The organism is Dactylosporangium cerinum (assembly GCF_042653625.1).
GTDB lineage: Bacteria > Actinomycetota > Actinomycetes > Mycobacteriales > Micromonosporaceae > Dactylosporangium > Dactylosporangium cerinum.
The window spans coordinates 449,270-462,590 of the sequence record NZ_JBHSIU010000018.1 but is presented as its reverse complement, the minus strand read 5'-3'; the positions used below and the strand labels follow the sequence as shown (position 1 = coordinate 462,590).

Annotated in this window: 13 protein-coding genes; 9 read left to right on the top strand and 4 right to left on the bottom strand. The window is 70.2% G+C overall.

What is annotated here, in order from left to right:
- Positions 1 to 76 precede the first annotated feature (76 nt).
- Positions 77 to 364 carry a winged helix-turn-helix transcriptional regulator gene (locus ACFPIJ_RS17715; RefSeq protein WP_380116180.1) on the bottom strand — a complete coding sequence of 96 codons (288 nt, stop codon included), beginning with the start codon at positions 362 to 364 and terminating at the stop codon, positions 77 to 79.
- Positions 365 to 623: 259 nt separating this feature from the next.
- Here ACFPIJ_RS17715 and ACFPIJ_RS17710 point away from each other — a divergent pair, with 259 nt between their 5' ends.
- The 6 genes from ACFPIJ_RS17710 (at position 624) to ACFPIJ_RS17685 (ending at position 5,112) form a co-directional block, all read left to right on the top strand.
- The gene (locus ACFPIJ_RS17710; RefSeq protein ID WP_380116177.1) at positions 624 to 779 is read left to right on the top strand and encodes a hypothetical protein; all 156 of its coding nucleotides are present in this window, start codon (positions 624 to 626) and stop codon (positions 777 to 779) included.
- Positions 779 to 1,927, top strand: coding sequence for an HAD-IA family hydrolase (locus ACFPIJ_RS17705; RefSeq protein ID WP_380116175.1), 1,149 nt, complete (start codon positions 779 to 781; stop codon positions 1,925 to 1,927). The genes ACFPIJ_RS17710 and ACFPIJ_RS17705 overlap by 1 nt, the downstream gene beginning before the upstream one ends.
- A gap of 288 nt (positions 1,928 to 2,215) precedes the next feature.
- Complete coding sequence (locus ACFPIJ_RS17700; protein ID WP_380116173.1) at positions 2,216 to 2,527, top strand: EthD family reductase; 312 nt, start codon at positions 2,216 to 2,218, stop codon at positions 2,525 to 2,527.
- 225 nt (positions 2,528 to 2,752) lie between these two features.
- On the top strand, positions 2,753 to 3,358 hold the full coding sequence (locus ACFPIJ_RS17695) for an AAA family ATPase (RefSeq protein WP_380116171.1): 606 nt from the start codon (positions 2,753 to 2,755) through the stop codon (positions 3,356 to 3,358).
- 130 nt (positions 3,359 to 3,488) lie between these two features.
- The gene (locus tag ACFPIJ_RS17690; RefSeq protein ID WP_380116170.1) at positions 3,489 to 4,091 is read left to right on the top strand and encodes a GNAT family N-acetyltransferase; all 603 of its coding nucleotides are present in this window, start codon (positions 3,489 to 3,491) and stop codon (positions 4,089 to 4,091) included.
- Between the two features lie 73 nt (positions 4,092 to 4,164).
- A complete protein-coding gene (locus ACFPIJ_RS17685) occupies positions 4,165 to 5,112 on the top strand; it encodes a phosphotransferase family protein (RefSeq protein WP_380116168.1) in 948 nt (315 codons plus the stop codon).
- Positions 5,113 to 5,187: 75 nt separating this feature from the next.
- Here the strand turns inward: ACFPIJ_RS17685 and ACFPIJ_RS17680 are convergent, their stop codons facing one another.
- Positions 5,188 to 5,505, bottom strand: coding sequence for a hypothetical protein (locus ACFPIJ_RS17680; protein ID WP_380116167.1), 318 nt, complete (start codon positions 5,503 to 5,505; stop codon positions 5,188 to 5,190).
- Positions 5,506 to 5,563: 58 nt separating this feature from the next.
- On the opposite strand from ACFPIJ_RS17680, the gene ACFPIJ_RS17675 reads away from it, so the two are divergent.
- The 3 genes from ACFPIJ_RS17675 (at position 5,564) to ACFPIJ_RS17665 (ending at position 11,332) form a co-directional block, all read left to right on the top strand.
- Positions 5,564 to 6,088, top strand: a complete 525-nt coding sequence (locus ACFPIJ_RS17675; protein ID WP_380116165.1) for a DEAD/DEAH box helicase family protein — start codon at positions 5,564 to 5,566, stop codon at positions 6,086 to 6,088.
- Between the two features lie 229 nt (positions 6,089 to 6,317).
- The gene (locus tag ACFPIJ_RS17670) at positions 6,318 to 8,435 is read left to right on the top strand and encodes an outer membrane protein assembly factor BamB family protein (protein ID WP_380116163.1); all 2,118 of its coding nucleotides are present in this window, start codon (positions 6,318 to 6,320) and stop codon (positions 8,433 to 8,435) included.
- A 164-nt stretch (positions 8,436 to 8,599) separates the two neighbouring features.
- A complete protein-coding gene (locus tag ACFPIJ_RS17665; protein WP_380116161.1) occupies positions 8,600 to 11,332 on the top strand; it encodes a TIM barrel protein in 2,733 nt (910 codons plus the stop codon).
- Here ACFPIJ_RS17665 and ACFPIJ_RS17660 read toward each other — a convergent pair.
- Together ACFPIJ_RS17660 and ACFPIJ_RS17655 are read right to left on the bottom strand one after the other, a co-directional pair.
- Positions 11,317 to 12,111 (bottom strand): citryl-CoA lyase, encoded by a 795-nt coding sequence (locus tag ACFPIJ_RS17660; protein ID WP_380116159.1) that lies wholly within the window; start codon positions 12,109 to 12,111, stop codon positions 11,317 to 11,319. The two genes, ACFPIJ_RS17665 and ACFPIJ_RS17660, sit on opposite strands and share 16 nt — an antisense overlap.
- On the bottom strand, positions 12,108 to 13,310 hold the full coding sequence (locus ACFPIJ_RS17655; RefSeq protein ID WP_380116158.1) for a CaiB/BaiF CoA transferase family protein: 1,203 nt from the start codon (positions 13,308 to 13,310) through the stop codon (positions 12,108 to 12,110). Before ACFPIJ_RS17655 ends, ACFPIJ_RS17660 begins: the two co-directional genes overlap by 4 nt.
- Positions 13,311 to 13,321: the final 11 nt, after the last annotated feature.

Here is a 13,321-nt window from a genome sequence, read left to right as displayed (position 1 = left end):
CCCCTCCAGGCGATTCGGATTCAGAATCACGGTAGCGATTCGGTTTCCGAAGCGCCAGGGGCGGTGCTTCACGGGTTCAGTCCTTGTCGTCCTCGCTCAGGGCTGAGGCCCACGCGTCGGACCAGCGGGCGAGCGGGCGCAATGCCTGGTAGACGCCGCGGCCCAGGTCGGTGAGCGTGTAGGTCGTGTCCGGCTGCTGGGCGACGAGCTGGGCGTCAAGGAGTTCGGTCAGCCGTTGCCGCAGGACGCTGGAGGACATGTTGTCGCAGCGCTGCCGCAGCGCGCGGAACCCGACCGGCCCGTGCCGCAGCTCCCAGACGATGCGCAGGTTCCAGCGGCGGCCGAAGAGGTCGAGGGCAGCCATGAGGGGTCGTCCGGTACTCGATCCGCGTACGGGCTGGCCTGGCCTGGGTACCGTCATCGCCTGTGTCACCCCTCTTGATGCTTCGATCTTCGATACAGTAGCGTCCGGTGAGTTGATTCGATTTCCGAAGCGGCGGGGGTGGCTTCTTGAGGCGTCTACGCACTGCGCTGTGCGACCGGATGGGCATTGATCTGCCGATCGTGCAGGCGCCTGCGGGTTCGGCTGCGAGACCGGCCGTGTCCGAGGCCGGGGCCTCGTGATGCTGGCGTTGACCTGGCAGACTCCCGAGCAGGCACGCCGCGCGTTGCGATCGGTGAACCTCGCCCACGTGGTCCTCCCCGCCGCCCGGCTTATCCACGACATGACCGAGCAGACCGTGACCATGGGTGGCCTGCCGCACAGCCTGGCGGTGTGATGACCCTTCCACCCCTGCCGGAAGAGGACCACCACTGCGAATCGTGTGGTCTGCGATACGGCGACCTGACCACCGCTGCGGCCCTCGGGCTGATCCGCAGCTATCCCACGCGGTACCGGCGCCGGCTGCAGCACCTGCCCGTTGACGTCCTGCGCCGACGGCCCACGTCCGGGGTGTGGTCGGCGCTGGAGTACGCCTGCCATGTCCGCGACGTCTACGACGTCTACGACACCCGAGTTCGCCGCACGCTGACCGAGCACGAGCCCACGCTCGAACCGATGCGCAACGACGAGCGTGCCGAGCAGCGCGCCTACAACCAGCAATCGCTGGCCGCCGTGCTGCTGGATCTCGAACGTAACGTTGACCGGTTCGCCGCCCTCACGAGCGAGATCAGCGAACCGCAGTGGAGCCGCTCAGCCGTCCGGCTCCCTCGAGAACGCCGCACCGTCCTGTGGATGGTTCGGCAGGCCGCGCACGAAGGGCTGCATCACCTCCACGACATCGGCGCGGGCGCAACCGACAAGGCAGTGTTGTTCGACGTCGACGGCGTGCTCGTCGATTCGTACCCCGCATACCGCCGGATCTGGAGCCGATGGGCAGACCACCGCAACCTCGATCCGGACATGGTCTGGTCACACACTCACGGCCGCCGGCCCGTCGACACCATTCAGGTAGTAGCACCGCACCTCGACGCCGCCGCCGAATACCGGCTGATCAGGGAATTCATGGCCCACGAAGGCGACAACTTTCCCGTGTACCCCGACGCCGCCGCGGTGTTGAGCCTGTTGAAGGACCGGCGGTGGGGCGTCGTCACCTCAGGCCGAACGCCCACGGTCCTGCACCGCCTGCGCGCCGGCGGGCTACCCGATCCTCCGGTCCTGGTCGACAGCAGCCAGGTCCGACGCGGCAAACCCGATCCGGAGGGCTACCTACGCGCGGCGCAACTCCTCAACGTGCCGGCGCCCGACTGCATGGTGATCGAGGACGCTCCCGCCGGCGTAGAAGCAGCTCGAAATGCAGGCATGACGGTGATCGCAGTACGCACCACCCACCCTGACGACGAACTCGCCGGCGCACACCACCGCGCCGACACCCTCAGCGACGCCATTCCCCTCATCACCGACTGGCTGGACAGGACGCACCCATAAACCAAAGGAACCGAACGATTCGATCTGATCGTCGTCGGTGCGGGCCCTTGGATCCGTGGCCGCCATCCGCGCCGCGCGACGTTCGCCGACGCAGGACCCCTGAACGTCACCGATTCCCCGTCGGCCCCATCCGATCGGGTTCGACCACTGCATTATCGCAACCGGCACCACCCCGCTGGTTCTGGCGGCCTCCCGTGGCCCCCTCGGGCGGCTTGACTTGGCCCCGGCGAAAAGCACCCAGCCAAGAGCGTCGACTCTGGACATTGGATCGTGTAAACGGAGGTTGTCATGCACAAGCTGGTTGTCCTGTATCCCCAACCCGCCGATCCCGACCACTTCCGCGACTACTACGTGACCACCCACCTCCCGCTGGTCACGCGCCTGCCCGGCCTGCTTGCGTGGCGCTACAGCTTCGACGTGGCAGCGACGCCGGGTCAGACGCCGTACTTCGCGGTCTTCGAAGCCGAGTTCGCTGACGCTGCGGCAATGACCGCGGCGAGGGCGTCTCCGCAGGGCCGGCAGGTGGCCGCCGATGTCGCCAACTACGCCACCGGTGGTGCGGTCGTCATCCACTATCCGGTGCAGGACGGCACCGACTGAGCCTTAACCCCGGCGGATGGCCCTCGAGCCGCGCCCGGCCTTACAGCGAAGGAAGGCGAGCGCCGCTTGATCAGTTGCTCGGACATGCCGCGATGGACTCGCACCGATCATGGCAGTGGGTCGCCAGCTCGCGGACGTGCCGATGAGCGCGCGAGTATCCGGCGCCGACGCGGCCGGTCGGTAAACGCCTCGATCGTGAGGTTAAGGACGGATAGCGTTGGCGCGGTGACCGGGACGCTGCTGTTCATCGTCGGGCCGCCGGCCGTGGGGAAGATGACCGTGGGCGAGCAGATCGCCGCCCGGACCGGCCTACGGCTGTTCCACAACCACATGGCGATTGAGCCGGTGCTTCGGTTCTTCCCGTTCGGTAGTCCGCCGTTCGGGCGGCTGGTTGACCGGTTCCGTCGCGACCTGATCGAAGAGGTGGCGGCCAGCGATCTGCCCGGACTGATCTTCACCTTTGTCTGGGCGTTCGACCTTCCCGACGATGCGTTGGCAGTGGATGGCTTCGCGGAGCCGTTCAGACGGCGCGGCGGCCGGGTCCTCTTCCTTGAGCTCGAGGCCAGTCAGGAGGAACGGCTCCAGCGCAATCGCGGCGCGTCACGCCTGGCGGAAAAGCCGTCCAAGCGGGATGTCGCCTTCTCGGAGCGCAACCTGCTGGAACTGGATCAGCAGTACCGCCTCGGCTCGGGAGGCCGGTTCGACGACCGTACCGACTACCTGCGCATCGACAACACCAGGCGGAGTCCCGCTGACGTGGCCGACATGACCATCACGCATTTCGGCATCGCTGCGCAGCCGGGCTCGCAGGGCTGCCAGACACAGGGCTGAGCGAAGGTGCCGGTTGCGATAGAGCGACATATCTCTGCAGTGCACCCAGACCGCCACGCCCGCTGATGGGCGCGAGATGGAGCCCGAGAAATGCGGTGCGCCGGCGGACCACTGACACTAAGGTCGCGCCATGGAGATCCGTACTGTGATGCCGGCCGAAGAGCTGGCTGCCGAGGAGGTCGTCTCGGCGGCATTCGGCGAGCCACCGGACGGGCGCGTTGTGCAGATGATGCGAGCTCTGCAGACCAGCGGAGCAGCTCGGGCGAGTTTGGTCGCGGTTGTCGACGAGGAGCTGGTCGGGCACGTCGGTCTCTCACGCGGCTGGGTGGACGCTCGACGCGAGCTGGTCGAAGTGATGGTGCTCTCCCCGCTGTCGGTACGTCCCGACCGCCAGCGCCACGGCGTCGGCACCGCGTTGGTCGCGGCGGCGCTGCAGACCGCCGGAGATCGTGGCGCACCAGCCGTTTTCCTCGAGGGCAGCCCGGACTACTACGGACGCCGCGGGTTCAGCTCCGCCTCCGCCCTTGGGTTCGACCCGCCCTCGACGCGCATCCCGGACCCGGGGTTCCAGGTGGCGCTTCTTTCGTCGTACCAGCCGTGGATGGTCGGCCGGCTGATCTATCCCGAAGCGTTCTGGACCACTGAAACGGTCGGCCTGCGTGACCCTGAGCTGGAACGGATAGAGGCTCTGATCGCGTCGGAGCGTGCGGGCGGACGAGCGCCGGGAGGCTGATACGACGCGGCGCGTCAACCGATCGTCATCCGTCTACATAACGATCCCGGGCTGGAGTACTGGATTGCGTGGGGTGACCGCTGACGACGGCGTGCCCTCCGACCTTTCGCATCTCGGCGCGCCGATCGGGCCGATGATCCGGGTCCACGGTGGGTTCGCCAACCGGATGTACCGGCTCGACACCGACCAGGGGTCGTTCGCGGTGAAGGAGTTGAACCTCGTCGACCGCCGCTCGACGTACCACGTCGAGGATGTGTTCAGGTTCGAGCGGGCGGCCTTCGCCGCCGGAATCCCGATGCCGGAGCCGATCTCGGCCAGCCACCACACGCTCGTCCACCGGTGGGCCGAGGGAGAGAAGGTGCCCGAAGCACCGGTGTCGGCGGCGTACGCGTTCGAGATCGGTGAGATCCTCGCGCGCATCCACGCGCTCGACGTCGAGTGGACCGACGTGTCGGTCGAGGAACCGGCGGCACGGGACTGGCCCGAGCTCGCCGGGCGGGCGGCGGCGACCGGACAGCCGTGGGCCGACGAACTCGCCTCCCACGTGGAGACGTTCCTCGCGATTGCCCACTTCGTCGACACCTGCGAACGGCCGGGCCCCGTCGTGCTGACCCACAGGGACATCCAGCCGTGGAACCTGCTCGCTCGAAACGGTCGGCCGGTGGTGCTCGACTGGGAGCTCTCGGGGATGCTCGACCTGTCCAGTGAGCTCGGCTCGACCGCGCTGAGCCTCGCGAAGGGGCCTGGCTTCGACAGCATCGAGCCCGCCATCTTCCGCTCGGTCCTCGACGGCTACGCCGCAGGGGGCGCAGCGCTGCCGCCGTCGGGTCCGAGCTGGTTCGTGTTCATGATCGGCGGCTGGCTGGGGTTCACGAGGTGGAACATCCTCCGCTGCCTCGCCGGTGGTGGGGTGAGCACCGGCCCTGACCTCGCGCTGTCACACGAGTCCGTGCGCAACGGCGTGCGCGGCCTCCCCGACATGTTCGACCGACTTCCGCAGCTCGAGGCGCTGCTCGTGTGACAGTGCCCCGGTGCTGTGCCGGGTGCGCGGTGGTGACGCACGGTGTGGCGGCACGTGAAGGAGGCGGCTGACGACTCAGCGCAGGTCGATCTCGACGTGTTCCGCTTCGAGAAGGTCAAGCAGTTCCCGGTCGTAGCCGGCCCACAGGTTCTTCTCGACCGGCCGGCCGGTGCGCCAGTGACCCAGGATGTCCAGCACGCCTGTCGGGAGCGGTTCCCGCGGGTCGCTGTCGACGGTGATGTCGAGGAGTCCGGCACCGAGTCGCGACGGCTCGCTGGCCTGGACGACGCCGGACACCACGGCATCGACGAGACGTCCCGTCGAACCGTCGGTCGCGCTTTCCCACTTCCGCTGCTCGGGCGAGGAGGCTCCGGGACCGCCGATCACTGCCACGCGGCAACCTTATCGGCCCTGGTCACGGTCATGTGCTGAGCCACTATCATCGGGTCCCGTGATCGTATGGATCAACGGCACCCACGGCGCAGGTAAGACAACGACCAGTGTGCTCGTGCAGCCGTTGATCCCGGATTCGCGGGTGTTCGACGCCGAGAAGGTTGGCGCGACGCTCATGGACATCACGCCGGGGTTGCCCGAGACGGACAACTTCCAGCACTGGCCACCGTGGCGGCCGCTCGTCGTCGAGACCGCCCGCCGCGTGCTCGACTACACCGGCGGGACCCTGGTGATCCCCATGACTGTCCTGGTCGAGCAGTACTGGCGCGAGATCAGCGCGGGCCTCGCCCAGCACGCGATCCCGGTCAGGCACTTCGTCCTCCACGCCGACCAGGACACCCTCCGTGGGCGGATCGCGGGGGAGCACCCCGTGCCGTCCCCGTTCCGCCTCAAATACCTCGAGCCCTACGCCGAGGCGGCCCGCACGTGGCTGCACGCCGAGGCGGAGGTCGTCGACACCACGCATCTCACGCCCGCCGAGGTCGCGCTGCGGATCGCCGAGGCTGTCAGGCCCGGCCCGTGATTGACGAGCGCCGCTAGGTCGGAGAAACGGTCAGGCGGAGACCGGGTGCGCGGCGACGCGTGGACAAACCGGGTCCGCCGCCATATATTCAGCCTACCCAATTGTGGTTCGATTGGTCCATCTAGCGGACCGCAAGATCGTGAATGTGCCGGACGTCCGCAAGGCCCGCAGCTTGGGTGCCCGCCGCACCGCCGCGACGTCCGGCCTCAGCTCCAAGAGGGGGCAAAGGTTGAAGCATCAGCAAACCCGTCGGCAGGTGCTCAAGGGTGCGGCGGCGACCGCGGTGGGCTCCGCGCTGGCGCAGGCCGCCACCGGTGAGGCGGATGCGGCACCTGCCGCGAGCCGCGTCCCGGGATCCTGCACCACGCCGCTGGCCAGGGACTTTCCCAAGGTCGGCGGCAACTACGGCAACCAGAACTACTCCGCGCTCAACCGCATCAACCGCGGCAACCTGCGCCGGCTCGGTGCCGCCTGGGTCAACCGCATCGAGGGCGGCCTGACCAGCGGGACCAACCAGAGCACCGCCGTCGCCGTCGACGGAGTGCTGTACATCGAGTCGGCCCTCGGCAACGTCCACGCCGTGGACGGCGCGACCGGCGTCACCAAGTGGGTCTACCGCCAGACCCGCGGCACGCTGACCCGGCGTGGCGTCGCCGTCGGTCAGGGCCTGGTCTTCACCCATGGCCGGGGCAACTGGCTCATCGCGCTCGACCAGCACACCGGCGCCGTTGTGTGGGAGCGGCAGATCGGTGAGTACGGCAACATGGAGAAGGTCGCCGTGACCTACCACGACGGCCTGCTGCACGTCGGCACCCACGACGGCGATCGGGGTGCGGCGCTCGCCGTCAACGCCGCCGACGGCGAAGTCGTCTGGCATTTCTGGGGCGCGCCCGGCCCCGGCGAGCTCGGCAACGACACCTGGGAGGGGACCTCCTGGCAGACCGGTGGTGCCACCCCGTGGTTGCATCCGGCGCTCGACCCGGAGCTCGGCCTGGTGTACTGGACGTTCGGCAACGCGCGGGGCAGCCGCTCGTCGCAGGACGGTTCACAGCGCGGCGGCACGAACCTGTTCTCCAGCTCGATCGTCGCGATGGAGATCAAGACAGGGAAGTACCGCTGGCACTTCCAGTCCGTCCATCACGGCATCTGGGACATGGACAACTCCATGGCCCCGGTCCTGGCCGACGTGCGGATCCGGGGACGGCTGCGCAAGGTCGTCGTCTACGGCAGCAAGTCCGGCATGTACTTCATCCTCGACCGCACCGACGGCTCGGCGCCGCTGGGCATCGACGAGGTGCCGGTGCCGCAGGACGAGCGGCAGAAGACCTGGCCGACGCAGCCGTTCCCGCGGCAGGGGCCGTGGACCGAGCACAGGGTCGTCGACCAGCCGCTGGGCACCGCCGTGCCCGGCGATCCCAACCGGGCCGTGCCGAACTACGTGCAGGGCAGGCTGTATGACCCGCACTGGGACGTCCCCGTGCTCTCGATCCCCGGCCACGGTGGCGGTGCCTGCTGGAACCACCAGTCCTTCAGTCACAGCACGGGGCTGGTGTACACCGGCTACGGGTACGTCGCTGCTGCGCACTCGCTGACCGAGGCGAGTAACGGCCTGCGGCCGCCGGGGGAGTACCTGACCGGCGGCGTCGTCGCGGTCGACGTGAGCACCAACCGGGTGCGGTGGAAGCGGCGCATGCCGTACTCCCTCGCGCACGGCAACGGCATCCTCACCACGGCCGCGAACCTCGGGTTCATCGGCCAGCCCGACGGCAATCTGCTGTGCCTCGACGCCGAGAACGGCCGCGAGCTGTGGCGGTTCCAGTGCGGCGCGGCGATCAGCAGCAGCCCGATCATGTACGAGGTCAACGGGGAGCAGTACCTCGCCGTCTATGCCGGCGGCACGGGCATCCCGTACGGCGACTCGGCGCCGCGCGGGGACTACCTGTGGGCGTTCAAGCTCGGTGGTGACCTGCCGCCCGCGCCGACGCCGCCAGCACCGGTGGTGCGCCGCCCGGTGTCCGGTGGGCCGGTCGAGGGCAGCGCGGTCGGGAACAAGGTGGTGCTCGCCCGCACGTACAACGCGACGACCGGTCAGGTGAGCGCTGTCGAGTCGACCGCGGTCAACGCCATGGCGCCCACGCATCTGCGGGTGCCGGTCGGCACGACCGTGACGTTCGTGAACCCGGCGGACAACGTCAACGTGCACGGCGCCACCCAGTTCTTCGAGGGGCTGTTCGACTTCCGCCTGGAGCCGGGCCAGTCCGCGACCTACACGTTCCAGCAGCGCGGCGAGTACTTCTTCAACGACTGCTTCAGCCCGCGCCCGACCGGGAAGATCGAGGTGTACTGAACGGCGGCCGGCGCGCACGGGCGGCGGCACGCTGCCGCTCGTGCGCGATCAGGCTCGGCCGTGGTGGTCCGGGCCGGTCCGAGAACGTGCCTTCCGTGCGGGTCGGCGGGGCGGTATAAGTAACTATCTAGTACGTTCACTCCACCAGTTCGAGGCGGCACCCCATGCGTTTCTCCGAGGCCGGCCCTCGTCTGAGCATCGCGACCGTGTGCCTGTCCGGCACGCTCGAGGACAAGCTCGCGGCCGCCGCCGCGGCCCGGTTCACCGGTGTCGAGCTCTTCGAACACGACCTGGTCGCCTCGCCGTGGTCGCCCGCCCGGGTGCGGCAGGAGTGCGACCGGCGAGGGCTGGGCATCGACCTGTACCAGCCGTTCCGGGACTTCGAGGCGGTGCCGCCGGACGTGTTCGCGGCCAACCTGCGCCGCGCCGAGCGCGTCTTCGACGTGCTGGAACAGCTCGGCGCGACGACGCTGCTGGTCACCTCGTCGGTGTCGCCGGACGCGGTGGACGACGACGACCTGGCCGCCGAACAGCTCGCCGAGCTCGCCGGCCGGGCCGCACGGCGAGGGCTGCGCATCGCCTACGAGGCGATCGCCTGGGGCCGGTTCGTCAGCACCACCGCGCATGCATGGCGGATCGTCAGGCGGGCCGGCCACCCGGCGCTCGGCCTGTGCGTGGACAGCTTCCACGTGCTCTCGCGCGGCGAGGACCCGGCAGCGCTGCGCGTGGTCCCCGGCGGGAAGATCTTCCACCTGCAACTCGCCGACGCGCCGCGCCTGGACATGGACGTCGTCGAGTGGAGCCGCCACCACCGGCTGTTCCCCGGCATGGGCTCGTTCGACCTGGCGGCGCTCGTGCGGCACGTGCTCAGCACCGGCTACGACGGGCCGTTCTCGCTCGAGGTGTTCAACGACGTCTACCGCCAGGCCGACCCCAGATACGCCGCGATCGACGGAATGCGCACGCTGCTGGCGCTGCGGGAGTCGGTCGGGCGCTCGGGGCTGCCCGCCGCGCCGCCGCTCGCCGGTCACGCCTTCGCCGAGCTCGCCGTCGACGAGGTGTCCGGTCCCGCCGTGGCGCGGGCCCTCACCGCGCTCGGGTTCGCCGGGGCGGCGCGGCACCGCTCCAAACCGGTCCAGCTGTGGCGGCAGGGCGAGGCCCGGGTGCTGCTCAACTTCGGTGACCAGCGCACGGTCGCGCCCGGCACCGCGGCGATCTGCGCACTGGGGGTGGAGTGCACCGACCCGGCGGCGGCAGCGAGCCGTGCGGAGGCACTGCTGGCACCGGTGCTGCCGCGGCTGTGCGAACCGGGCGAGGCGGAGCTGACGTCGGTCGCGGCGCCGGACGGGACCGCGGTCTTCCTGGTCCAGACGGCGGCGGACAGCGGCTCCTGGCTGGATGACTTCGACGGGGAAGGCCCGCAGGACGGGGAAGGCCCGCAGGACGGGCTGATCCGCGGCATCGACCACGTGTCGCTCACCGAGTCGCTCGACGACTTCGACGAGGCCGCGGTCTTCTACCGCACGGTGCTCGGCCTCACGGCACAGGAGACGACCGAGATCGCCGCGCCGTTCGGCCTGATCCGCACCCGCATCGCCACCGACCCCACCCGGCGGCTGCGGGTCGCCCTGAACACGGCACCGCTGCGCCGCGGCGACTGGGCGCCGACCGTGGCAAGCCCGCAGCACGTGGCGTTCCACACCGACGACATCGTGGCCACCGCCGCCGCGATGCGCGTCCTCGGCGGGACCGTGCTGCGCATCCCCGGCAACTACTACACCGACCTCGAGGCCCGCCTCGACCTCGCCCCAGACCGGCTGGCGCAGCTGCGCGAGCACTCGATCATGTACGACCGCGACGAGCACGGCGAATACCTGCACTTCTACACCGAGATGCTGGGCTCCCGGGTGTTCTTCGCGGTGGTCCAGCGCGTCGGTGGCTACACCGGCTACGGCGACCCGAACAGCGTGCCGGTCCGCATGGCGGCGCACCGCGAGCGCCGTCTGCTCACCTTGCGGGAAGTGCCCACGTCGGTCGCCGAGCGGCACGACTACTCGCTGGCGCACCTGACCGCGCTGAGCCTGTCGCCGCCGGACCTCGTGGAGGCAGCCGCCGACGCCGGCTACCGGTTCGTCGGCCTGCGCCTGACCCGGGTCACGCCGCAGGAGCCGCACTACCCCCTCGCCACCGACCCGGCGCTGATGCGCAGCACCAAGGTGCGGCTGGCCGCCACCGGCGTGCAGGTGCTGGACGTCGAGCTGGCCCGGATCAGCCCGGACCGGGCGCCCCGTGACTACCTGCCGTTCCTGGAGGCCGGCGCGGAGCTGGGCGCCAGGCACGTCATCACGCAGCTGCCCGACCCCGACCGCAACCGCAAGATCGACCGGTTCGCGGAGATCTGCGAGCTGGCGCGGCGGTTCGGGCTGACCGTCGACCTGGAGTTCCCGTCGTGGACGGAGACGCCCGACCTGCGCGAGGCGGTCCGGGTGTTGCGGGCCGCGGACCAGCCCAATGCTGGCATCCTCGTGGACCTGCTGCACTTCGCCCGGTCCGGGTCCAGCATCGCCGACCTGCGGCAGCTGCCGCCGCACTGGTTCCATTTCGTGCACGTCTGCGACGCGCCGCCCGGTGTGCCGCCGACGAACGAGGGCCTGATCCACACCGCCCGGTTCGAGCGGCTGTTCCCCGGTGAGGGCGGCATCGACGTGCACGGCATCCTGGACGCGCTGCCGCCCGGGTTGCCCTACACGCTGGAGATCCCGCGGGCGACGCTCGTCGCGCAGGTCGGTGCGAAGGAGCACGCCCGCCGGGCGCTCAACGCCACCCGCGACTACCTCGGCGCCCCGGCGGTCGCCGGGGCGCAGGGCGTGCCGGCGGGCCTTCAGGCGGGCCGGTAGGTGGGGCGGATGTCCGGCGGGATCGGACCCTTGATCCGCCGGCCGCCCTGCATCTCCTCCCAGGCGTGGGCCAGGATGCCGACGCTGCGGGCGATCACGAACAGTCCGCGGGCCAGCGGGGCCGGGAACCCGAGCTCGCCGTAGATGACGGCGGTGGCACCATCGATGTTCATCGGCACCGGGGCGATCGCTGCCTCGACGGCGAGGCCGGCGGCCAGGAAGTCGCCGGCGACGACGCTGTCGGCGACGGCGCGCTCGACGAGGCCGAGGAGCGGGTCGCGGCGTGGGTCGCGCGGGTGGAAGCGGTGACCGAACCCCGGCAGGTACTTGCTGCGGGCCTGCCACTGCTGCACGACGACGCGGGTCGCCTCGGCATGGCCGGTGCCGGCCGCGGCGAGGTCGCGGATCTCGGTGTACAGCTCCAGGCACTGCTGACCGGCACCGCCGTGGACGTCGCCCATGACGTTGACGCCGTTGGCGATCGCGTTGTTCAGCCCGACGCCGCAGGTCGCCGACATGCGGGCGACGGCGATCGACGGGGCGTGCGGCCCGTGGTCGAGGGAGCCGACGAGGGCCGCGTCGAGCAGCTCGGCCTGCCGCGGCGTGGGCAGGGTGCCGTGCAGCATGAGCCAGATCCCGTCGGTGAGCGAGGTGGTGCCGAGCAGCTCCTGGATCGGGTGCCCGCGCAGTTCGATCACGCCGGGCTCGATCCGCGAGACGGAGGTGCCCCACCAGTCGGCGACCCGCCGGCGCACGTCGTCGCCCGTTTCCACGGTCATTCGGGTGCCCCTTCGGAGACGAGACGGGCCGCGCGCCAGGACGCGAGCAGCTCGGGGACGGAGGTGTTGTGCTGACCGAGCAGCGGTGGTGGCTCATCGGGGGTGAGTGGCTCGCCGTCGTACAGCACGCCGCTGCTCACCACCCGCAGCGGCCGCCCGGATCCGTCGGGGAACGGCAGCTCCTGGATGAAGCCGCGATGCTGCAGCTGCTCCAGCTCGACCGCCTGCGGGACGGTGAGGATCCGGGCCGCAGGCACGCCGGCGGCGGTGAGCAGCCGTTCCCACTCCGCGGCCGGGCGCTGCCGCAGCGCCCGGTTCAGTTCGTCGTTGAGCGCCGCGCGGTGCGTCTTGCGGCCTTCGCGTTCGGCGAAGCGTACGTCGTTCATCAGGTCGGTGCGGCCGACGATCCGGCACAGCGACTCGAACTGCTCCTGCCGGTTGGCCGCGATGTTCAGCGGCCCGTCGGCGGTGTCGAACGTGCCCGACGGGGCGGCGGTCGCGTTCTGGTCGCCGGTCGGTTCGGGCGGGACGCCGGCGACGAGGTAGTTGGACACGGTCCAGCCCATCGCGGAGATCGACGCCTCGAGCATCGACACGTCGAGGTGGCAACCGGTGCCGGTGCGGTGGCGGGCAGCCACGGCGGCGGTGATCGCGAGCGCGGCGGCGAGCCCGCCGATGGAGTCGCAGACCGGGAAGCCGACGCGCAGCGGCGCGGTGTCCTGGGTGCCGGTGACGCTCATCATGCCGGACAGCCCCTGGATGATCTGGTCGTAGGCGGGTGCCTGGCTCATCGGCCCGGTCTGGCCGAATCCGGTGATGGAGCAGGCGATGAGCGCCGGGTTCAGCGCCTGCAGCCGGGGCCAGTCGTAGCCGAGCCGCGCGAGGACGCCGGCGCGGAAGTTCTCCAGGAGCACGTCGGCTGCGCCGACGAGTTCCTCGAACGCGACGCGGTCCGCGGCCTCCTTGAGGTCCAGTTCGACGGATTTCTTGCCGGCGTTCTGCGCCAGGAAGGACGCGCCGATGCCGCGCTGGTTGAGGTCCGGGTCGGAGCCCAGCTGGCGGGCGAGGTCACCGCGTCCCGGCACCTCGACCTTGACCACCTCGGCGCCCAGCAGCATGAGCTGATAGCTGCAGTACGGGCCGGCGAGGACGTTGGTCAGGTCGAGGACTCGGATACCGGCGAGCGGTCGCTCGTGCATGCGGGTGCTCC

Excerpts from the sequence above, each read along its gene's own strand:
- ACFPIJ_RS17660 (WP_380116159.1), bottom strand. The coding sequence starts at position 12,111 with ATGACCGTGGAAACGGGCGACGACGTGCGCCGGCGGGTCGCCGACTGG.
- ACFPIJ_RS17710 (WP_380116177.1), top strand. The coding sequence starts at position 624 with ATGCTGGCGTTGACCTGGCAGACTCCCGAGCAGGCACGCCGCGCGTTG.
- ACFPIJ_RS17655 (WP_380116158.1), bottom strand. The coding sequence starts at position 13,310 with ATGCACGAGCGACCGCTCGCCGGTATCCGAGTCCTCGACCTGACCAAC.
- ACFPIJ_RS17690 (WP_380116170.1), top strand. The coding sequence starts at position 3,489 with ATGGAGATCCGTACTGTGATGCCGGCCGAAGAGCTGGCTGCCGAGGAG.
- ACFPIJ_RS17705 (WP_380116175.1), top strand. The coding sequence starts at position 779 with ATGACCCTTCCACCCCTGCCGGAAGAGGACCACCACTGCGAATCGTGT.
- ACFPIJ_RS17715 (WP_380116180.1), bottom strand. The coding sequence starts at position 364 with ATGGCTGCCCTCGACCTCTTCGGCCGCCGCTGGAACCTGCGCATCGTC.
- ACFPIJ_RS17700 (WP_380116173.1), top strand. The coding sequence starts at position 2,216 with ATGCACAAGCTGGTTGTCCTGTATCCCCAACCCGCCGATCCCGACCAC.
- ACFPIJ_RS17665 (WP_380116161.1), top strand. The coding sequence starts at position 8,600 with ATGCGTTTCTCCGAGGCCGGCCCTCGTCTGAGCATCGCGACCGTGTGC.